This is a genomic window from Aliivibrio thorii (assembly GCF_057368585.1).
Map to the genome: position 1 here is coordinate 833589 of NZ_CM170655.1, position 19969 is coordinate 853557.

The 19969-nt window shown below is 39.2% G+C and carries 17 protein-coding genes; 8 read left to right on the top strand and 9 right to left on the bottom strand.

All coding sequences use genetic code 11. The features are described 5' to 3' along the window. Positions 1–41: 41 nt before the first annotated feature. Positions 42–1226: a mannonate dehydratase gene (gene uxuA / locus AC2IP4_RS17810; RefSeq protein ID WP_375319848.1), complete on the bottom strand. Its 1185-nt coding sequence runs from the start codon at positions 1224–1226 to the stop codon at positions 42–44. Positions 1227–1482: 256 nt separating this feature from the next. Here uxuA and AC2IP4_RS17815 point away from each other — a divergent pair, with 256 nt between their 5' ends. Genes AC2IP4_RS17815 through AC2IP4_RS17830 form a run of 4 tightly spaced genes read left to right on the top strand, consistent with a single transcriptional unit; the run spans position 1483 to position 5986 of the window. Continuing rightward, complete coding sequence (locus AC2IP4_RS17815; protein ID WP_486307354.1) at positions 1483–2952, top strand: mannitol dehydrogenase family protein; 1470 nt, start codon at positions 1483–1485, stop codon at positions 2950–2952. Between the two features lie 9 nt (positions 2953–2961). Further along, on the top strand, positions 2962–4389 hold the full coding sequence (gene uxaC, locus AC2IP4_RS17820; protein WP_486310785.1) for a glucuronate isomerase: 1428 nt from the start codon (positions 2962–2964) through the stop codon (positions 4387–4389). Between the two features lie 9 nt (positions 4390–4398). Beyond that, positions 4399–5334 carry a sugar kinase gene (locus AC2IP4_RS17825; protein WP_486310786.1) on the top strand — a complete coding sequence of 312 codons (936 nt, stop codon included), beginning with the start codon at positions 4399–4401 and terminating at the stop codon, positions 5332–5334. Between the two features lie 25 nt (positions 5335–5359). Next, positions 5360–5986 carry a bifunctional 4-hydroxy-2-oxoglutarate aldolase/2-dehydro-3-deoxy-phosphogluconate aldolase gene (locus AC2IP4_RS17830; protein ID WP_130045219.1) on the top strand — a complete coding sequence of 209 codons (627 nt, stop codon included), beginning with the start codon at positions 5360–5362 and terminating at the stop codon, positions 5984–5986. Positions 5987–6071: 85 nt separating this feature from the next. Here the strand turns inward: AC2IP4_RS17830 and AC2IP4_RS17835 are convergent, their stop codons facing one another. The 3 genes from AC2IP4_RS17835 to AC2IP4_RS17845 form a co-directional block, all read right to left on the bottom strand. Beyond that, a complete protein-coding gene (locus tag AC2IP4_RS17835; protein WP_486310787.1) occupies positions 6072–7610 on the bottom strand; it encodes a sulfatase-like hydrolase/transferase in 1539 nt (512 codons plus the stop codon). A gap of 48 nt (positions 7611–7658) precedes the next feature. Continuing rightward, positions 7659–9098, bottom strand: coding sequence for a DUF1254 domain-containing protein (locus AC2IP4_RS17840; RefSeq protein ID WP_486310788.1), 1440 nt, complete (start codon positions 9096–9098; stop codon positions 7659–7661). A 115-nt stretch (positions 9099–9213) separates the two neighbouring features. Next, positions 9214–10119, bottom strand: a complete 906-nt coding sequence (locus tag AC2IP4_RS17845; protein WP_486310789.1) for a LysR family transcriptional regulator — start codon at positions 10117–10119, stop codon at positions 9214–9216. A gap of 130 nt (positions 10120–10249) precedes the next feature. Here AC2IP4_RS17845 and AC2IP4_RS17850 point away from each other — a divergent pair, with 130 nt between their 5' ends. After that, positions 10250–11392 (top strand): ABC transporter substrate-binding protein, encoded by a 1143-nt coding sequence (locus AC2IP4_RS17850; RefSeq protein WP_486310790.1) that lies wholly within the window; start codon positions 10250–10252, stop codon positions 11390–11392. 406 nt (positions 11393–11798) lie between these two features. On the opposite strand, the gene AC2IP4_RS17855 is transcribed toward AC2IP4_RS17850, so the two are convergent. The 3 genes from AC2IP4_RS17855 to AC2IP4_RS17865 all read right to left on the bottom strand — a co-directional run bounded on the left by AC2IP4_RS17855 (position 11799) and on the right by AC2IP4_RS17865 (position 13695). After that, on the bottom strand, positions 11799–12083 hold the full coding sequence (locus tag AC2IP4_RS17855; protein WP_486307825.1) for an IS30 family transposase: 285 nt from the start codon (positions 12081–12083) through the stop codon (positions 11799–11801). Between the two features lie 62 nt (positions 12084–12145). Beyond that, positions 12146–13300 (bottom strand): OmpP1/FadL family transporter, encoded by a 1155-nt coding sequence (locus AC2IP4_RS17860; RefSeq protein ID WP_375319841.1) that lies wholly within the window; start codon positions 13298–13300, stop codon positions 12146–12148. A gap of 245 nt (positions 13301–13545) precedes the next feature. Further along, positions 13546–13695: a hypothetical protein gene (locus AC2IP4_RS17865; RefSeq protein ID WP_375319840.1), complete on the bottom strand. Its 150-nt coding sequence runs from the start codon at positions 13693–13695 to the stop codon at positions 13546–13548. Positions 13696–13838: 143 nt separating this feature from the next. Here AC2IP4_RS17865 and AC2IP4_RS17870 point away from each other — a divergent pair, with 143 nt between their 5' ends. Further along, complete coding sequence (locus AC2IP4_RS17870; protein WP_375319839.1) at positions 13839–14366, top strand: lipocalin family protein; 528 nt, start codon at positions 13839–13841, stop codon at positions 14364–14366. Between the two features lie 60 nt (positions 14367–14426). Here the strand turns inward: AC2IP4_RS17870 and AC2IP4_RS17875 are convergent, their stop codons facing one another. Then, positions 14427–15686 (bottom strand): hydroxymethylglutaryl-CoA reductase, encoded by a 1260-nt coding sequence (locus tag AC2IP4_RS17875; RefSeq protein ID WP_375319838.1) that lies wholly within the window; start codon positions 15684–15686, stop codon positions 14427–14429. A 342-nt stretch (positions 15687–16028) separates the two neighbouring features. Here AC2IP4_RS17875 and speA point away from each other — a divergent pair, with 342 nt between their 5' ends. Then, complete coding sequence (speA, locus tag AC2IP4_RS17880) at positions 16029–17921, top strand: arginine decarboxylase (protein WP_375320835.1); 1893 nt, start codon at positions 16029–16031, stop codon at positions 17919–17921. Beyond that, complete coding sequence (gene speB / locus AC2IP4_RS17885; protein WP_486307362.1) at positions 17921–18847, top strand: agmatinase; 927 nt, start codon at positions 17921–17923, stop codon at positions 18845–18847. Before speA ends, speB begins: the two co-directional genes overlap by 1 nt. Positions 18848–18936: 89 nt before the next feature. On the opposite strand, the gene AC2IP4_RS17890 is transcribed toward speB, so the two are convergent. Continuing rightward, positions 18937–19842 carry a M15 family metallopeptidase gene (locus AC2IP4_RS17890; protein ID WP_486310791.1) on the bottom strand — a complete coding sequence of 302 codons (906 nt, stop codon included), beginning with the start codon at positions 19840–19842 and terminating at the stop codon, positions 18937–18939. Positions 19843–19969: the final 127 nt, after the last annotated feature.

A 19969-nucleotide genomic window follows, 5' to 3' on the forward strand; every position in this document is an offset into this window, starting at 1 on the left:
AGGGTAGAGGTGGTACCTAATCCATTTAGGTACCAATGTTTCTATTTATTAAACAGAGCTCGTTTTAATCCCAGCTCAAGGCCGCGGACTTCTGCGAGTCCTTTTAATCGGCCGATACAGGAATAGCCCGGATTGGTTTTTTTCTTCAGATCATCAATCATTTGGTGTCCATGATCGGGTCTCATTGGAATTGAGCGTGTATCTCCTTTTGCTAAGCGTTTTTCTTCTTCAGTAATTAATGCTTTAACCACTTCATACATGTCGACATCACCTTCTAGGTGAGCAGCTTCATGAAAACTCATTTGGTTTTCTTCACGTTGAGTCGAGCGTAGGTGTGTGAAATAAATACGATCACCGTGTTTGTTGATCATATTGACTAAGTCGTTATCTCCACGGACTCCGTAAGAACCTGTACACATAGTGATGCCATTCATCATGCTTGGTACTTCATTGGTCAACCAATCGATATCTTCAATGGTAGATACAATGCGAGGTAAGCCTAAAATTGGACGCGGTGGATCGTCTGGGTGAACTGCCAGTTTCAAACCATATTGCTCACAAACAGGGACTAATTCACGTAGGAAAGCAGCCATATTTTCACGTAAAATATCTTTAGTGATATCTTGATAACGATCTAATTGAGCCTGGAATTCTTCTAAGGTGTAACCCTCTTCAGCCCCTGGTAAACCAGCAATAATATTACCTGTTAGCTTTTTAATATCTGCGTCAGACATAGCGTTAAAGTATTCTGTCGCTTGTTGTTTTTCTTCAGCCGTATAATCTTTGTCTGCGTTAGGACGCTTTAAGATAAATAATTCAAAAGCGGCGAAAGCGATTTGATCAAAACGCAGAGCTTTAGAACCATCTGCCATTTCAAATTCAAGATCCGTTCGTGTCCAATCAAGTATTGGCATGAAGTTGTAGCACACTGTATCAATACCGCATTCAGCAAGGTTAATGATGCTTTGCTTATAATTTTCAATCCATTGCACGTAGTTTCCAGAGCGTGTTTTGATTTCTTCATGAACAGGAATACTTTCAACAACAGACCAAGTCATTCCCATTTTTTCAATGGTTTCTTTGCGTTTCAATATTTCAGAAACTGACCATACCTGACCGTTTAGAATATGATGAAGAGCGGTAACAATACCTGTTGCGCCAGCTTGTTTTATATCAGATAAGGCTACTGGGTCTGAGTCCCCATACCATCTCCACGTTTGTTCCATGATTACCTCGATTTTTATAATTGGTGTTGTGGGAGCGTTGTTTTGTTGCAGTGGATAATAGGGAAGGATTTTTAACCGAGCAATTAAAAATGATCAATTGGTTGACCTAATTCGCAATAATATTTAATTTTGGTATACCAATGTGTTTTTTGTGATGTACCACAAAGACTAGGGTTATTTTTTCAACTAAATTACGAGGATATTATGGTTCTGTAGACCAAACTGGCGTTGGCCAAGCACATTCACCGGAGTTTTTATGAATATATCGACCATTACCCTTCCTGCTTCCGTTATTCAACCAACGTTTAATCGTGATGCTTTGTTACCACGTATTGTACATTTAGGGTTTGGCGCATTTCACCGCGCTCACCAAGCATTAATTACCAATGAGATGCTTGAAAAAACAGGCAGTAACTGGGGGATCTGTGAGATTAACTTATTTGGTGGTGAGGATCTTATTCATTCATTACGTGAGCAAAATCATTTATATACGGTAATGGAAAAGGGTGAAAATAAAAATACCGTTAAACTTATTGGATCGGTTATTGAATCAATTCATCCACAATTAGAAAGCAGTGATGCAGTACTTGCGAAAATGGCAGAAGAGCAAGTTGCTATTGTTTCTATGACCATTACCGAAAAAGGGTATTGCTGTGATCCAAACACAGGTCAGCTCGATAGTGAGAACGGATTAATTCAGCATGATGTTCAATCTCCTCGCAAACCACAATCGGCAATTGGTTATATTGTAGAGGCATTACGCTTACGTAAAGAGGCGGGAATTACGCCATTTACCGTTATGTCATGTGATAATGTGCAAAATAATGGCAAGGTTGCAAAGGCGGCTGTGATTGGCTTTGCAAAGTTGGTTGACCAAAATTTGGCTGAGTGGATAGAAGCAAATGTTACTTTCCCTTGCACCATGGTTGATCGTATTGTTCCAGCAATTACGGATGAAACGTTAGCGCAATTAACTTCTGAACTAACCATTGAAGATCCGTGTGGTATTGCTTGTGAAGAGTTTAGACAATGGGTAATTGAAGATAATTTTGTCAATGGCCGTCCTGAATGGAATGTCGCTGGTGCAGAGTTTGTTGACGATGTGGTTCCTTATGAAGAGATGAAGCTGAGAATGTTAAATGGTTCCCACTCGTTCTTAGCGTATTTAGGTTATTTAGGTGGGTATGCTCATATATCCGATACGATGACAAATGATGACTATCGTGTTGCTGCATACCAATTAATGATGACAGAACAAGCGCCTACATTGTCATTATCAAAAGAGGTAGATTTAAACGATTATGCGACATTATTGATTAATCGTTTTACGAATCCAGCCCTGAAACACCAAACGTGGCAAATAGCGATGGATGGCAGTCAAAAACTACCTCAACGTATGGTTGAATCGATTCATCATCATATTGAAAAAGGCACTGACTATAGCCTATTAACTTTAGGAGTGGCTGGTTGGATACGTTATGTGGGTGAGCAAGATGAAAACCAGCAAGTGATTGATGTAAGAGATCCTATGCTTGATAACCTTCGTGCTATATATCGTGATTATGGTCATTCGGTTGAGGTCGTATTGCCATTATTACAAATGAGTTCTATTTTTGGCCATTTAGCTGAGGACTCAAGTTTTGTTTCTTTAGTTCAGTCTGCTTATCAGAAGTTGTTAGAGAATGGCGCAAAAGCAACGGTAGCGGCTTACGCTCGTGCTAAATAGGAGCGGTGAATGAAACCTTTTTTATGTGAAGACTTTTTACTGAGTAATCAAACAGCAAAAGATTTATATCATCATTTTGCTAAAGCGTTGCCAATTGTCGATTATCATTGCCATTTAGATCCTCAAGCGATAGCTCAAGATCGACAGTTTGAGAACCTTTCCCAGATTTGGCTTGAAGGTGATCATTATAAATGGCGTGGAATGCGCGCTGCTGGTATTTCAGAATCACTGATTACAGGTAAAGACAGTTCTGATTTTGATAAGTTTATGGCGTGGTCACAAACGGTGCCACAAACGCTAGGAAACCCACTGTATCATTGGACTCACTTAGAACTTCGTCGTCCATTTGGGATCGTAAATACAGTATTAAATCCGACCACGGCTGAAACAATTTGGCAGCAAGCGAATGAGTTATTATCTACTCCGTCATTCTCAGCTCGCGGCATCATGAAGCAAATGAACGTTAGCATGGTAGGCACAACAGATGATCCGCTTGATACGCTTGAGCACCACCAAGCTATTGCACAAGATACGAGCTTTGATGTTCAAGTTTTACCAAGTTGGCGACCAGATAAAGCGTTCAAAATTGAATTAGAAGGCTTTGTTGATTATATCCAACAGTTGTCTCAAGTCGCTGATGTTGAGATTAATCATTTTTCAGATTTACAAACCGCGTTATTAAAGCGATTAGAGCACTTTGATTTGCATGGCTGTCGTAGTGCCGATCATGGTATTGAAGTGGTTAGATACGCAGATATTCCAGCATCACATACTTTAGACTCGTTATTGTCACGTCGCTTAAAAGGCGAAACATTAACAGAGTTAGAGATAGCTCAATTTTCAACAGCCGTTCAAGTGTGGCTTGGCAAGCAATACGCTCGTCTTGGTTGGGTAATGCAACTGCATATCGGCGCTCAGCGTAATAACAGTACTCGTATGTTTAGGTTATTAGGCGCAGATGCAGGGTTTGACTCTATTGGTGACCAGCTTGTTGCTCTCCCTTTATCTAGATTGTTAGATTCAATGGACATCAGCAATGAACTACCAAAAACCATTTTATACTGCTTAAATCCAAGAGATAACGAAGTACTTGCAACCATGATGGGGAACTTCCAAGGTGGTGGAATCGCAGGGAAAATTCAGTTTGGTTCTGGATGGTGGTTTAACGATCAAAAAGACGGCATGATTCGTCAAATAGAGCAATTGTCGCAATTGGGTTTATTAAGTCATTTTGTTGGCATGCTAACGGATTCTCGTAGCTTTTTATCTTATACGCGCCATGAATATTTCCGTCGTATTTTGTGTAATATTGTAGGTACTTGGGCTGAAAATGGTGAAGTTCCTGATGATATGCAAATGCTAGGTGAGCTGATCACTCGAGTTTGTTACACCAATGCTAATGCGTATTTTAATCTGAAAGACAAAACGGCTTCATAGGTGAATACGATGAAAAAAATAGCAATTATCGGCGAATGCATGATCGAATTAAATGGTCAGCCTTTTTCAACCATGCAACAAAGTTTTGGCGGCGATAGTCTTAATTCAGCATTATATCTTTCGCGTTGTATGAAAGATCAAGTTGAAGTGAATTACGTTACCGCGATGGGGTGTGATGCTTTGTCTGAAGGGATCGTATCTCGCTGGAAAGAGGAAGGAATACATACGCAATGGGTGATGAACGATGAAAAACGTCAACCGGGATTGTATTTAATTCAACTTGATGAACAAGGTGAGCGTACTTTCTTGTATTGGCGTAATAATTCAGCTGCACGTTATTTAGTACAGCATCCGAGCTTTAAACAAGTATCTCAAGATCTTGAAGGGGTCGACTGGATTTATTTGAGTGGTATTAGTTTGGCTATTTTGCCACACGTTGATCGTCTTGCTTTGATTAGTCGTTTACAGGTACTACAACAGCAAGGGGTTAAGATTGCTTTTGATACCAACTATCGCCCTGCCTTGTGGGAAAACCATGAATCTGCTCGTTTAGTTTACAACGCGATGTTTGAAATTACAGAATTGGCGTTAGTTACTAATGATGATGAACAGCATTTATGGGGCGACAGTAATGAACAAGCGACGCTAAAACGATTACACAATTCTGGTGTAAAACAAGCGGTCGTAAAGATGGGAGCTAATGGCAATCTTTATTCAGTTCAAGGTCAACCTGAGGTGACGGTTCCCGCGTGTCCGGTTGATAAAGTGATAGATACGACGTCAGCAGGCGATGCGTTTAATGCAGGCTTTATGGCTGGCGTACTTGCTGGTAAATCAGCGAAAGAATCATCACAGCAAGGTCACCAACTGGCCAGTGTGGTTATTCAGCACAAAGGCGCGATAATTTCGCAACAATCCATGCAGCACATTAATTTTACGATTTAATTGAAATTCATAAATAGGATATTACATGAGCCATATTTCACAACAACTTGCACAAGTTAAAATTATTCCTGTTATTGCGCTAGATAACGCAGAAGACATTATTCCACTAGGAAAAACATTGGCAGAAAATGGTTTGCCAGCGGCTGAAATTACATTTCGTTCAGATGCGGCTGTTGAAGCTATTCGTCTATTACGTCAAGCGCAACCAGATATGCTTATTGGTGCAGGTACGGTACTAAATAGAGAGCAAGCGATTGCAGCAAAAGAAGCCGGTGCAACGTTTGTTGTCTCTCCTGGTTTTAATATCAATACCGTAAAAGCCTGCCAAGAAATTGGTATTGAGATCATTCCTGGTGTAAATAACCCAAGTACGGTTGAAGCAGCATTAGAAGCAGGATTAACGACGCTAAAATTTTTCCCAGCAGAAGCGTCAGGTGGGATTAATATGCTTAAATCGCTGTTAGGCCCTTATGGTCAAATTCAATTAATGCCAACGGGTGGGATTAATGTGAATAACGTAAAAGACTATTTAGCCATTGATGGTGTTTATGCGTGTGGCGGTACGTGGATGGTTGATAAGAAGATGATCAATGAAGGTCGTTGGGAAGAGATTGGCAGACTAGCAAGAGAAGCGGCAGATTTAGTGAAATAACTAGCTTAGTTAACTGATTGATAATATAAAAAAGAGGAGCGAAATGCTCCTCTTTGGTTTTAATATTATGTATATCAATCCGTTATTATTTTACTGACGTATCTGACATTCCTATACCACCTGCTTTTTGGCGTGGTGGGAAGGCTTTTAAAGATTGCTTATATTCTACAATCGATTTTTGTAATGTAGGTACAATCCAAGAGCGTTCTTTCATCCATAAGAACCAACCATTAGTATCCACACTACGCTCCCATGGATCGGCTTTGATATCTAAGATTATGCCTAATGGCCATGCTTTTGCTGGTTCTGTCCATTCTGTTTTGGTTTTTAAATGCACTTTCCAATCACCCACACGTACAGCATTTAAGTCTTGCTCGTTGTAATAAAAGAACTCATTACGTTTACTTGGTCCTTTCTTGGTGAGCATGTCCATTTGGTTATAACCATCTAGATGAACCTTGTATTTGGTATCTCCAATTTTTTTGCCTTTAAGAAGATCTTGTTTAATGGTGGTATCACCCGTAGCTGCAGCCATTAAAGTTGGAACCCAATCTTCTGAAGTCATAAAGCCGCTTGTGTATTCACCTTCTGGAATATGCCCCGGCCAGCTGATTAACATAGGAACTCGGAATGCGCCGTCCCACGTTGTTCCTTTTTGTCCACGGAACGAAGCAGTGCCCGCCATTGGCCAATGATCAAGATTAATACCGTTATCTGCGGTAAACATAATGATGGTGTTATCTGTTTCGCCAAGTGCATCTAACTTGTCTAAGATAACGCCAATTTGGTCATCAAGCTCTTTTAGTGCATCGAAATATTCAGTGTGACCACTTGCGCCTAAATACTCATCTTTAACATGTATTTGCTGGTGCATGCGTGATGGGTTAAACCACATAAAGAAAGGCTTATCTGGCGTATTTGCTTCGTGTTTATCAAGCCATTGTGTGGTGAATTCAACGTATTCATCATCAATGGTTTTCATTCTTTCTGAACCTAATGGCCCTTTGTCTTCTATTCTTTGTTTACCAATTTCACCCCAACGAGGTTGTACTGTTTTATCGTAGTCCTCTGTTGCGAAACTATGAAGCATATTTCGAGGGCGACCAACAAAATCAGGGTCTTTCGGGAAGTTAGGCTGCTCTGGCATTTCCATTACGTTTAGGTGATATAAAAAACCATAAAACTCATCAAAACCATGTACGGTAGGCAAGAATTTATTGCGATCTCCTAAATGACTTTTCCCCACATGAATGGTGTCATAGCCTTTTGCTTTTAGCATGTCAGCAAGGGTTGGGTCTTCTTTCTGTAAGCCGATGTTTGACCCAGGTTGACCAACCGTCGTTAAGCCTGTTCTAAACGGGTATTGCCCTGTGATAAACGCACTTCGTCCTGCAGTAGAGCTTCCTTGGGCGTAGTAATCACTTACCATCATGCCGCGTTTTGCTATACGGTCGATGTTAGGTGTTTCAATCGCTCCTAGGCCGCGATGATAAGCGGAAATATCCATTGGGCTAACATCATCTATCATGATTGTTAGGATATTCGGTTGTGTTTGTGCTGCGTGTGCACCAAAGGAGGTGACCGCTAGTGCAATGGCTGTTTTTGCGATGGTTTTTGTTTTCATTTCAAATACCTATAAATAAAAATAGAGTTATTTATCTTGAGTTAATGTTTATTTGATTGGATTAATGGGTGGCACAGTCCATTTCATATCTAAGATCTCTTGAGAGGGAACATATAAACGAGTAATGGCATAGAAATTCCCTTCTGACGTTGGTAACCAATTGGCAAGTTGTGTGCTATTACTTGGCTTATCGTGAGACAGTATTAAGTCAAACGATCCATCTTTATTTTTCTTGATAGGAGTTTGGTCGTTAACATTAAAACGGTGAATATCATTAGCAATGAGCATTTTTGTTTTTGCATCGTAAACAGTCACCGACCAAAATGAACCAACAGGAGGCTCTTGAGTAAAATGCATACTGTAATGAGTGTCGCCAGAGAGTAATTGACCTTGTGAATCGGTATAGGTAATTGGGTACATGGCTTCTTTTGCTCCTTGCCCACCTAAATAAGGATGAGAGACTAAAGAGCGTAGCGCGTTATCATCGCCAAATTGGTCTAAAACAAAAGAATAATACCAGCCATCTTTCATTTTCATCGTGACAGGGTTAGAGGTTTGATTCGCTACAATTTGTTGACCATCTTTTACCGCTTTTTCAAGTTGAATTTTCATTGATGGTGTTAATTTTGAACGGTCAAATCCATTTTTACTCAGGCCTATTTTATTAAATTGACCCAGTAACGCTTGTTGACGTTCAGAGGTCTGATTTACTTTTAGATAGGCGCCAAGCTCTTCATAGAATCGAAGTGGATCGTCAGCTTTACCTGCTCGTGGCGGCAGTACTTGTGAAATGAAATCATCAGGATTGTGGGATAAGTATCGACTTAATGGCGTTAATGTATATTGGTCTTGTAGGGCATGAACAGCAGGGTAATCTTTCTCACCAAAGACTTGAGTTCGACCCCATAGCCACACTTTTGTTGTTGGTGTTTCGACAATGGCCATGCCTTTTGGCACTTCACCTTGCCAATGAGGAGGAACAATCATAATTTTTTGTGCATTGTCGCCCGTTGCGCGAGTTCCAACGTATTTAAATAGGTTATGCCACATATCGAACATATCAATGACAAAATAACGATTATCGACTTCTGGGGTAGATAAAATTATTGGTTCTTTAGATACATCAACAATCGCACTTGAATATAAAGTATCGCGGTTAGCCGTTGGCATATCCGTATCTTGATCCGTTGGTAGTCGACGTGCGTGACCAAAATGATTTAAAGGTGCACGATAGCTCGTATCATTTTGTGGCTGGGACATATCCGTATATTGACGTGCAACTTGTTCCATACGAACTAATGTCGAGCCCCATAGATAAGCATTCGTTGCTAATAAATACGTTTCTTGGTCTAGCCAAGTTGAGGCTTGGTTTTGTTGAATTTGTGCCGAGGGAGTCAGCGAAGAAGTGTTGAGTTCCTGAGCATTTATACTTAAAGAACTGATTAAGACGCTAGCTACAATAGCCGTAGTGATTTGTTTTTTAAACATAAGTAACTCCTCTCAAATTGATTGAGTTATCTTATGCTTTTCGATTAAAAATTGTGCCTATACTCCCTATTAGTATTTTTAATAGAGAGTATCTTTAGATTGAAAAAATGAATAATTAATGTTGAGAGAAAAAGCGTTTTGTTTCAGTTAAAAGCCATTCAGTTAGGGGTTGTTTTCGGTTAGTTTGATGGCTAAAAAAGGCAATTTTACGTTGATATCCTTTAGGTACAATGTTTTCTGGAATAGATAGGAATCGGAATTTATCACCTATCGAACCTTGCAGAGAGCGAGGCATTATTCCTATATAACCACTTTTAATTATTAATGTAGTCATTAAGGAAATATCACTGGTTCTTAAGTTAATATTTTTCTTTAACTTAAAATTTCGGATCAGTTGTTCGGCTTTAGATGGGCCAGTGACTCCTGGGATCAAACATATAGCGATAGGATGAGGAAGGATGTTTTCAATCGTAATTTCATTGAGTGAGTGTTTATCATCTACAACGAATGCAAACTCATCGGCTCCGACTTCTTGCTCCATCAGTGTTTTATTGGTTTCCATTGGTAAATAGGTAATACCAAAGTTTTGATGAGGATTCATCTCTAATTTTTGTGGTGTATTTATGTCCCAATGAGAACATTGAACCGTGAGATCTGGCGCTAACAATGTCAGTTTTTTTATTAATTGAGCACCAAGTGTTGATATTAATGGAGGAGATATCAATAAATGCAATTCCCCATTAAGTTGAGAGATATCCCACTCAGTATTATCACTGTATAGCTTATCAAGCTGAGTAAGCAAGTCAGGTAATGTAGACAAAATATCTAAGCATTTGATAGTAGGAACTAAGTTGTTTTTGTCACGGATAAATAAAGGATCATCAAATTGGTCACGCAGTTTTTTGAGCATAATACTGATGGTTGGTTGACTCAAATTCATTCTTTTTGCCGCTAACACGGTTTGCCTTTCTTCATTGAGAATGATAAGTAATCTGAGTAAATTAAGATCTTTATTATGCATTTATGCTCATCTTTATATTGATATTTTTGATTATTAAATATAACCACAAAGCTCTGAATAATCATAATTTATACACTATAATCGGGACGAACATAATAAAAATACTCTTTAATGGATAAAGGAAATACAGATGAAAAAGTGGTTGTTATTGCTCAATAGCCTAATACTTTCTTTTAGCGTTCATGCTGCAGATACATGGAAAGAGATAGAACAAAAAGCCAAAGGGCAAACCGTTTACTTTCACGCGTGGGGGGGAAGCCAAGAAATTAATAATTACCTTCGTTGGGCAGATAAAGAGCTACAGCGAAATTATGGTGTGACACTAAAACACGTAAAAGTGGGTGATATTGCAGAAAGTACGTCACGTTTATTAGCTGAAAAAACCGCAGGGAAAAACGACGGTGGCAGTGTTGACATGGTTTGGATTAATGGTGAAAACTTTAAGTCCATGAAGAACAATCAACTGCTGTTTGGTCCGTTTGTTGAAGATTTACCAAGCTGGGAATATGTAAATAAAACGCTTCCTGTAGACAGTGATTTTTCTGAGCCAACGTTGGGTCTAGAAGCCCCATGGGGTGTTGGCCAGCTTGTATTTATTCACGACAAGCAGACATTAAATAATCCGCCACAATCTTTTGCTGAATTATTAAGCTATAGCAAAGCATTTCCAAATCGAATTACTTACCCTAAGCCTCCTGAATTCCACGGTACGAGTTTTTTAAAAGCATTATTAATTGAGTTAACTAATAACAACCCTCAGCTAATGCAACCGGTAGAGAACGCTAATTTTGCTGAAGTAACGCAGCCATTATGGTTTTATTTGGATGAACTACACCAAAATGCATGGCGTAAAGGTAAGCAGTTTCCATCGGGTACAGCACAATCGCTACAGTTATTAGATGATGGTCAAATTGACTTGGCAGTTACATTTAACCCAAATGAAGTGTTCTCTGCACAAGCAAGTGGTAAGTTAGCAGATACAACTCAAACATACGCAATGGAAGCGGGCGCGTTATCAAATATCCACTTTCTCGCAATTCCTTGGAATGCATCAGCTAAAGAGGGCGCACAAGTTGCCATTAACTTTTTACTGAGTCCTGAAGCACAATCTCGTAAAGGGGATTTAAGTGTTTGGGGTGACCCATCGGTACTATCTACACAGTATTTAAGGGGTTCAGCAAAGAATACAAAGCTATTTAAATCATTAGCGGAACCACACCCAAGCTGGCAGTTAGCATTAGAAAAAGAATGGTTAGTCCGTTACGGAAAGTAATGTAAAGCATTAATCAAGAACAAACAATATAATCGATGCAATATCAGTATTGTTTGTTCTTTTCCTATTACTAAATACACCCATCACATCATTCTCAAAAAAAAGACCAATCTAGCTTTAAATTGTGATCTAGCGCATTGATTTTCTATTTTTTAATAATTAAAGATACATAAACTAACTCTAATTTAGAATAATTTTGATATTTCTAATTTATATTTATGCTGTGCGGCTATTTGATGTTAACTAAAAGCTTCATATTTAACAGTTAATTATATCAATAATGTCATTTAACTTTCATATGAACTTCAATAGAATAATTTCACCCTAGGCATTTTAATTTATATTAAATTCTAAAATGCCATGTGTGTAAAAAAAACAAAGTATTACCCTTAAGCTAGGTAGAGGATTAGTTCATTTCTTTAAAGACAATTGCTGGTTGCTTGAAGTCTAAACACTTTTTCGGTCGATAATTTATTCGTGATACAGCGAATTCAATATCACTATCTGTGACCGTTGTTAAGTCGGTTCCTTTCTTTACATATTGCCTTAAAAGCCCGTTAGCATTTTCATTGGCTCCACGCTCCCAAGAACTATAAGGGTGGGCAAAGTACACATCTGCTTCCAACGCCTTTGCGATGGTTTCATGACCTGCAAACTCTCTCCCGTTATCTGCCGTGATGATGCGTGGAATGTTAAGGCATGAAAGGTAATGAGCAGTACTAGTATTGTACTGCTTAAATTAAAAGGGTTGCCTTAGAAGGTAAAGTTTACACCGACAAAGTGAATGCGGCCGTCGAAAGTACCATTTACTTTGACGTTAGGGCGGTTCATATCTACAGACCCAAGGTCTGCGTATTCGTAAAACATGTCCATCGTGATGTCATCCCATGAGGTAGATGCCCCCACTGAATATCGGTATTGCTCACCAACGGGTAAATCAACCCATTGGAGAGAAGGATCATCTTGCGGTGACGTTTCATACGAGAAACCAGCTTTTAAGCGCCAATCAGAATTTAAGCGATAATCTGTACCTATTGCAAATTTCCATACATCATCCCAATCTCGTTGGATTTCCACACTTGGTAAATTTGAATTTACACTTAAAACGGTAGAATCCCAGTGACTCCAACGATGGAATTGTATGCTCGTAAGTAGGTTTAGATCTTTATTTAATGCATAGCTTGAGCTTATATCAATAATGTCAGGCATAATCATTTCACTAGACAGCTGTTGATCTATTCTAGCCAAGTCATTTTTAAATTCATGTTTTAGATTTGAGCGGTAACTAAGACCAACAGACAGTTTTTCTGATGCTTGGTACATAGCGCCAAGATTATAGCCATATGCCCAATCAGAGTCTTGTTCTGCAGTGATTCCACCGCCCATCGATTGTTCGAAAGAAGCCCAACTTAATTGTAAACCAGCTCCAAGTGATAATTGGTCGTTAACTTTGTAGCTTAGTGCAGGATTAATTTGCATGGCGGTTAAGCTGATGTCCTCTAATAAGTGGCTTCCTGCCCACTCACTGCCATAATCAAGGCTTGAGCCTCCAATTGCCCCAAGAGCTAAACCAACATGTAATTTGTCCGTAATTTGCTGAACATGAAACGCACCAGCAGAAGGTAAAATAGAATGTGCTTTTCCATCCGCTGAGCCATTTTGATCATTGAATTTCATTTCTAAATCAAAAGCCATGGTATTGATTGTTGTTTTGTTCTCCCCCATGTAAGACATCGTTGCAGGGTTTACCCACATTGCCGCTGCTGATTCAGTGTAAACACCATCACCAGCGCCAGTTGTACCTGCATTGGCCACAACGGCTTCTTGAAGAAATAGTCCGCTAGAAAAGGCATTAAAACTAAGAAGGATAGCAGAGGTAGTTAAAGAGTAGTTAAAAATAGATTTCATGAAAGTGCTCTTATATCGATTGAAAATAGTATGAGAAGACCCCATCCTTAAATAAATATGGAACCTTTCCATATTTATCTTTTTTAATGATAAAGAAAAACACATAATCTTTAGGAATAATAAATATTCCAAATGGTTATAATGGTTCATTTAGAAGTGGTATGTAATATATGTATTACTCTTAATGTATATAATTAATGTCTCGTCATCTTAGGTGGTAAGATATTGTCGATTAGTTTTTCGAATCAATTAAATTTGGCTGAATTCATGTATTTGCTGTTATAGGCTAATGCTATTTTTATTTCATGTCGTTTTAAATCACCTTCTACTTTGATTATCGCGTATTTTTCTGGATCTAAATTGTCCATTAAGCCTTGTGATGCAATGAATAACATATCTGAGTTTGCTATGGTTTTTAGAATAGGGTTGACGTGCTGGCAACGAAGCATTGGTTTTTTATGTATGTACTGATTAACTAATTGATCTTTTTACGCTAATCTGCCGTAATACTAAAAATATAAAGTTAAGGGGACTAACGATGATAAAACGTATAACAAAAATAGGTTTCATAGGAACAGTATTATTAATGCTAAGCGGCTGCTTAGGGATGCCAAAGGGTGTTGAACCAGTATCAGGGTTTGAATTAAATCGCTATTTAGGCAAATGGTATGAAGTGGCACGGTTAAATCATTCTTTTGAAGAAGGGTTGAGTAAAGTCAGCGCCGAGTACAGCATTAATGAAGATGGAAGCGTTAAGGTCATTAACCGAGGCTATTCAAAAGAAGATCAAGAATGGAATGAAGCAGAAGGGAAAGCTAAGTTCATTGATGCAGAAGATCAAGGTTATTTTAAAGTCTCGTTCTTTGGCCCTTTCTACGGTTCATATGTGGTGTTTGAATTAGATAAAGAAAATTACCAATATGCGTTTGTATCAGGCCCTGATCTTGATTACTTATGGCTACTGTCTCGAACAAAAGAAGTTGACCAAGAAGTGATTGAGCGTTTTGTATCAACGGCTCAATCACTCGGTTTTAAAACAAATGAACTTATCTTTGTTGAGCAATAATTAATTGTCGCGTTAGTTAATGGATATTCTTGGGATCTAAGAGGTATCCTTGTCTATTAACTAGCGCGCTAACTTATGATGCGCACGAGAGAAGTGCCCCGCACAAAATGCCCCTACTATAGATAGCTCTCCTGCTAAACAGAGTGCAGCGCATACTTCAGCCAGAGCTTGAGATTTACCAGCACCGTACAGTCCCATCAATTCTAAACAGGCTTTTTGGCTTGGCAGCCTAGTTCCCCCTCCAACCGTACCCAGCATTAAGTTTGGCAAGGTTACGCTAGCGTATAAATCGCCATTTTTATCCACTTCAATTCGTGTCATACCAATAGCAGATTCCGCCACGCACGCAGCATCTTGACCACACGTAATATAAAGTGCCGCAAGGGCATTGGCATAATGCGCATTAATACCGATAGTTCCGCTGAGCGTTGCACCAACCGTACTCATTTGAGTAAATTGCATCATTTTTTCAGGAGTAGTGTGTAAGTATTTTTTCACTAACTCTGCGGGAATATGCGCTTCGGCAGTGACTTTTTTTCCGCGAACACTGCGTAGAGTTTGGCTGCTCGCTTTTTTGTCCCCTGATAAATTGCCATCTAAATAGGCATTTTCTGGAGTGATTGGAGAGTTCTCCATGATGTAACTAAACACGGCATTGGTAGCGATGGTGACCATGTTCTGTCCAGAAGCATCACCAGTTAAAAACTCAAAGACCAGATAAACATGATTGCCTTCAATACTTATATTAATGTCGCTGAGTTTACCGTGAGATGTAGTGGCTTCAGCTAGTTGTTTGAAGGTGTCGTATTGGGTAACGGCCCATGCCACAAACTGTCCAGCTTCAGCTAAACCAAAAAATGCAAAAGCAGGAGTACGAGTAACCCCTTCGTTTAATAGCATGGCACTTGCGCCACCACTAGCTGTTAATAATTGTGCGCCACGGTTATAAGAGGCAACTAAAGCGGCTTCTGTAGTGGCAAGAGGTACCAAGTAATCATCATTGGCAAATAATCCATTCACACGTAATGGGCCAGCAAGACCTACTGGTAATTTCACCGTGCCAATAAAATGTTCGATATTCTTTTCGTACACATGGCTTTGGGCTTGAGTGTGCGGATCGAGTAATTCTGATTGTAGCTCAGGCTTTGCTAGCTTATCCCAACGGTGAGTTAGATTTTTTTCTGTTAGATAAGGGCTAGGAGTGATTTTATTGGTTGGTTTTTCAAAATGAGGATTGAGCGATTGCTCTAATCTATCTGCGGAGATATCGCCTCCTAAGATAGATACATAGTCACGGCGGTGCAGATTCAATTTTGGCATAAAACATATTAATTAGAGCAAATGTTGAGAGGGATTTTACTGGGTAATCAGAGAGAAACAAGAGGCAGATATAAACGGTTACAGTTTGCTTCTATTTGTTACGCTGATTAGAGTAAAATGAAGTGATAAAATCGCATAATAAAGATCACATTTATCGACAAGTTTTTTTGATTATCACGATAAATATTCATTATTGGACTACCTTTTAATTATGTTAGTTAATGCCGTCAACACTTCGCTAGATTGCGATGTTTGTTGGGTTATGCCTCGATATTCCAACGAGGTATTTTCTGTTGATGGCCCTATTGTGTGAGGTCTCTAGATTTGGAACATTCGGTTAATTTGGAACGCATCCGTGCTGAGTATAATGTAAAGCATTGGAGCCAAGGTTTTTACGGTATTGATGATAATGGTGAAGTGTATGTATCACCACGTAGTGATTCCGATCATCAAGTCCCATTAAGTCATATTGTAAATCAATTAGAGCAGCGAAATATTGGATTGCCTGCGTTGGTTCGTTTTCCTCAAATCGTACATCAGCGTGTGCATAGTATTTGTAATGCATTTAACCAAGCGATTGACGAATATCAGTATGAAAACCACTATTTGTTAGTGTACCCAATTAAGGTAAACCAACAAAAAGAAGTGGTTGATGAGATCTTGGCAAGCCAAGCGCAATTAGAACAGAAACAACTTGGCTTAGAAGCGGGCAGTAAACCAGAGCTATTGGCTGTTTTAGCACTTGCTCAAAAAGCAAGCTCTGTGATTGTATGTAACGGTTATAAAGACCGTGAATACGTACGTCTTGCGCTTATCGGTGAGAAGCTGGGTCACAGTGTTTTCATTGTATTAGAAAAATTATCAGAATTAGATTTGGTGTTATCTGAAGCAAAAGCATTAGGAGTAACACCAAGGTTAGGCCTACGTATTCGTCTTGCATCGCAAGGGGCGGGTAAATGGCAAGCAAGTGGTGGCGAAAAATCTAAATTTGGCTTATCTGCTTCTCAAGTACTAACAGTAATTGAACGTTTAAAAGCAGAAGACCAATTGGATATTCTAGAGCTTGTGCATTTCCACCTTGGTTCACAAATGGCAAACATTCGTGATGTGCGTAATGGTGTAAGTGAAGCGGCTCGTTTTTATTGTGAATTACGTGATATTGGCGCAAAACTAAAATACTTAGATGTGGGCGGCGGCTTAGCTGTCGATTACGATGGTACGCGTAGTCAATCGTCTAACTCAATGAACTACGGTTTGGCTGAATACGCACGTAATATTGTAATGACCATTGGTGATATCTGTCAGTTGTATTCACAACCAATGCCAGTGATTATTTCTGAATCGGGTCGTTCATTGACGGCGCATCACGCAGTCTTAATTACTAACGTTATAGGTACAGAAAGTTATACACCAGAAGCAATAGAAGCGCCTCATGGTGATGCCCCTCTATTGTTACACAATATGTGGCGTAATCTAGAGCAACTAGAGAATGGTAGTGATGACCGCGCGTTAATTGAAATTTATAACGATACACAGAGTGATATTTCAGAAGCGCATAATCAGTTTGCAACGGGGATGATTAATCTTCAGCATCGTGCATGGGCTGAGCAAATGTCATTACGCATTAACTATGAACTTAGTGTGAAAATGTGTACGAAGAACCGTTACCACCGCCCAATTTTAGATGAGTTGAGTGAGCGTTTAGCTGACAAGTTCTTTGTTAACTTCTCACTATTCCAGTCATTGCCTGATGCATGGGGTATTGATCAAGTTTTCCCTGTATTGCCATTAAGTGGATTAGCCAATGCGGATGAACACCGAGCGGTAGTACTGGATATTACGTGTGATTCCGACGGCACGATTGATCAATACGTTGATGGTCAAGGCATTGAAACTACGTTACCAGTACCAGCGTGGAACCCAGATGAACCTTATTTAATGGGCTTCTTCCTAGTTGGCGCATACCAAGAGATCTTGGGTGATATGCATAATCTATTTGGTGATACCCACAGTGTGGTGGTTAATGTTGATGAACATGGTGCTGCAAATATTGACTACATCAATGAAGGCGATACCGTTGAAGATATGATGCGTTACGTGCATATTGATGTAGATTTGATCCGCCAAAACTACAAAGACATGGTCATGGCTAAAGTGTCAGCAGAAGAACAACAAAGTGTGCTTGAAGAGTTAGAGCAAGGCTTGATGGGTTACACTTATTTGGAAGATTTTTAATGAACGATTTATTCACTAAAAAAGATTACTCATTGTACTCAAATGCAATGACATTTATGCGTCGTCCATTGGTACAAAACCCAATCGATAATGATGCAGACATTGTTGTTTTAGGTGCACCGTTAGATATGGCTACTTCAGGTCGTCCGGGGGCTCGTTTAGGCCCTGATGCGATTCGTCGTGCGTCTGTGAATCTTGCGTGGGAAGGCAAAAAATTCCCATGGAATTTTAACGTATTTGATCATACTAAAGTTATCGATTCTGGCGATTTAGTATTTGATACGGGTGATGCAGAAGATTTTACTGTGCGCTTAGAAGCGGCTGCTGATGCGATTTTAGATAGCGGTAAGACGTTATTAGGCTTAGGTGGCGATCACTTTATCACGCTTCCATTACTTCGCTCTTATGCTAAAAAATACGGTGAAATGGCATTGATTCATTTTGATGCTCATACGGATACCTATAGTCATGGTAGCCGTTACGATCACGGTACTATGTTCTATCATGCACCAAATGAAGGTCTAATTTCACCAGAGCATTCTGTTCAGATTGGTATTCGTACTGAGTATGACCAAAAAGATCACAGCTTTAATGTTATTAACGCAATGCAAGCGAATGACATGAGTGTTAATGCCATTATCGAGCAAGTAAAAGGCATTGTTGGTGATAAACCAGTATACCTAACGTTTGATATTGATTGTCTTGATCCTGCGTTTGCGCCAGGTACAGGTACACCTGTTTGTGGTGGTTTAAACTCCGATAAGATCTTAAAAATCATCCGTGGTTTACAAGGTATCAATATGGTTGGTATGGATGTGGTCGAAGTATCACCTGCGTATGACCAAAGTGATATCACTGCACTAGCAGGTGCGACAATTGCTTTAGAATTGCTTTATGTTTGGACTGCGAATCGTTTAAACAAATAAGCGTTCTTAGAGTTAAGTAAATAATATAAACCCGTTGAATGAAAGCTCAGCGGGTTTCTGGTTTTGAGGTATCTAGTTTCTGGTTGAGGTTATTTAAAACAACGAGATTGTGAAACTTGCACTTTCTTGTTTATTGCTTGCATAACTGCGCTAGGATTCGCTTTATACAGTCGATTTAAAGAGGTTGTTGTTTTTAATTCCGTTTGTAAATATGAACTGTAATCTTTGAATTCATTCATACGTTCAGTACCGTAATTCTGCTGACATGACTGAACCCAACTAACATAGTTTTTAAAGAATATTGATGCATCTTTGGTTGGCATTGCAGTCATTAAATATGCCATATATCGACTGGTTTGAAAGTGTTGGAAATCAATTGGTGTATCCCAGTACCCACCCCAATAAATGAATCCATTTTTAGCAAAGGTATTTATGACTTCTTCTGCAAATCCTTTTCTATCTTCTTTACCTAAGCGTTGTAGCATTCGGTTTGAATATTCATGACCTTTTAATGGTTTAAATGTTGCGGTTCCCCAAGGCGTAAATTCAACAAATGGGTTTTGTAATGGGTTGATATCGATGGCTACACCATAAGCGTGTAATGAAAGAGAAGATTTACCAGTAATAGGGCGATAGTTGAATGCAGAAGTGTTATTAGCATCCATCGATTTGATATCGTCACCAGAATAGTTTTCGATTGGTTTTGCTTGAGCGATAGGAAAGCGTTGTTGGTATAACTCAGTAAAAATGTGATCAACATATGGAGCCACGGCATCTAAAACAACGATCTGACCTGTTGCTGTTTTTCCTTTAAAGTCATAATGCTTAAATGTGACATTCTTTAGACGATTACATTGTATTGGTGCTTTTGGTGTCATGACATTCTTATTTGTCATTACTTGGCATTGTGATGGTGTAACGTTTGAAACTTCCGCTATCGCAGATGCAGAGCAAAGCCCTAGAATTAATGAACCAATAAGATGAATTTTATTCATAAACCGTCCTAGCTATGAGTGTATTTTTGATTATCGAAAGATAATGCCATGCTTCTAAATTGTTCCTAGAAACAAGAATGCAAGTATTATTTACTCATGAATTGTCGTGATCTTTATTCCAAACCAG

What these genes read in the sequence shown, in the direction of transcription:
- uxuA (WP_375319848.1), bottom strand. Translation starts at nt 1,226, where the DNA reads ATGGAACAAACGTGGAGATGGTATGGGGACTCAGACCCAGTAGCCTTA.
- AC2IP4_RS17815 (WP_486307354.1), top strand. Translation starts at nt 1,483, where the DNA reads ATGAATATATCGACCATTACCCTTCCTGCTTCCGTTATTCAACCAACG.
- uxaC (WP_486310785.1), top strand. Translation starts at nt 2,962, where the DNA reads ATGAAACCTTTTTTATGTGAAGACTTTTTACTGAGTAATCAAACAGCA.
- AC2IP4_RS17825 (WP_486310786.1), top strand. Translation starts at nt 4,399, where the DNA reads ATGAAAAAAATAGCAATTATCGGCGAATGCATGATCGAATTAAATGGT.
- AC2IP4_RS17830 (WP_130045219.1), top strand. Translation starts at nt 5,360, where the DNA reads ATGAGCCATATTTCACAACAACTTGCACAAGTTAAAATTATTCCTGTT.
- AC2IP4_RS17835 (WP_486310787.1), bottom strand. Translation starts at nt 7,610, where the DNA reads ATGAAAACAAAAACCATCGCAAAAACAGCCATTGCACTAGCGGTCACC.
- AC2IP4_RS17840 (WP_486310788.1), bottom strand. Translation starts at nt 9,098, where the DNA reads ATGTTTAAAAAACAAATCACTACGGCTATTGTAGCTAGCGTCTTAATC.
- AC2IP4_RS17845 (WP_486310789.1), bottom strand. Translation starts at nt 10,119, where the DNA reads ATGCATAATAAAGATCTTAATTTACTCAGATTACTTATCATTCTCAAT.
- AC2IP4_RS17850 (WP_486310790.1), top strand. Translation starts at nt 10,250, where the DNA reads ATGAAAAAGTGGTTGTTATTGCTCAATAGCCTAATACTTTCTTTTAGC.
- AC2IP4_RS17860 (WP_375319841.1), bottom strand. Translation starts at nt 13,300, where the DNA reads ATGAAATCTATTTTTAACTACTCTTTAACTACCTCTGCTATCCTTCTT.
- AC2IP4_RS17865 (WP_375319840.1), bottom strand. Translation starts at nt 13,695, where the DNA reads ATGTTATTCATTGCATCACAAGGCTTAATGGACAATTTAGATCCAGAA.
- AC2IP4_RS17870 (WP_375319839.1), top strand. Translation starts at nt 13,839, where the DNA reads ATGATAAAACGTATAACAAAAATAGGTTTCATAGGAACAGTATTATTA.
- AC2IP4_RS17875 (WP_375319838.1), bottom strand. Translation starts at nt 15,686, where the DNA reads ATGCCAAAATTGAATCTGCACCGCCGTGACTATGTATCTATCTTAGGA.
- speB (WP_486307362.1), top strand. Translation starts at nt 17,921, where the DNA reads ATGAACGATTTATTCACTAAAAAAGATTACTCATTGTACTCAAATGCA.
- AC2IP4_RS17890 (WP_486310791.1), bottom strand. Translation starts at nt 19,842, where the DNA reads ATGAATAAAATTCATCTTATTGGTTCATTAATTCTAGGGCTTTGCTCT.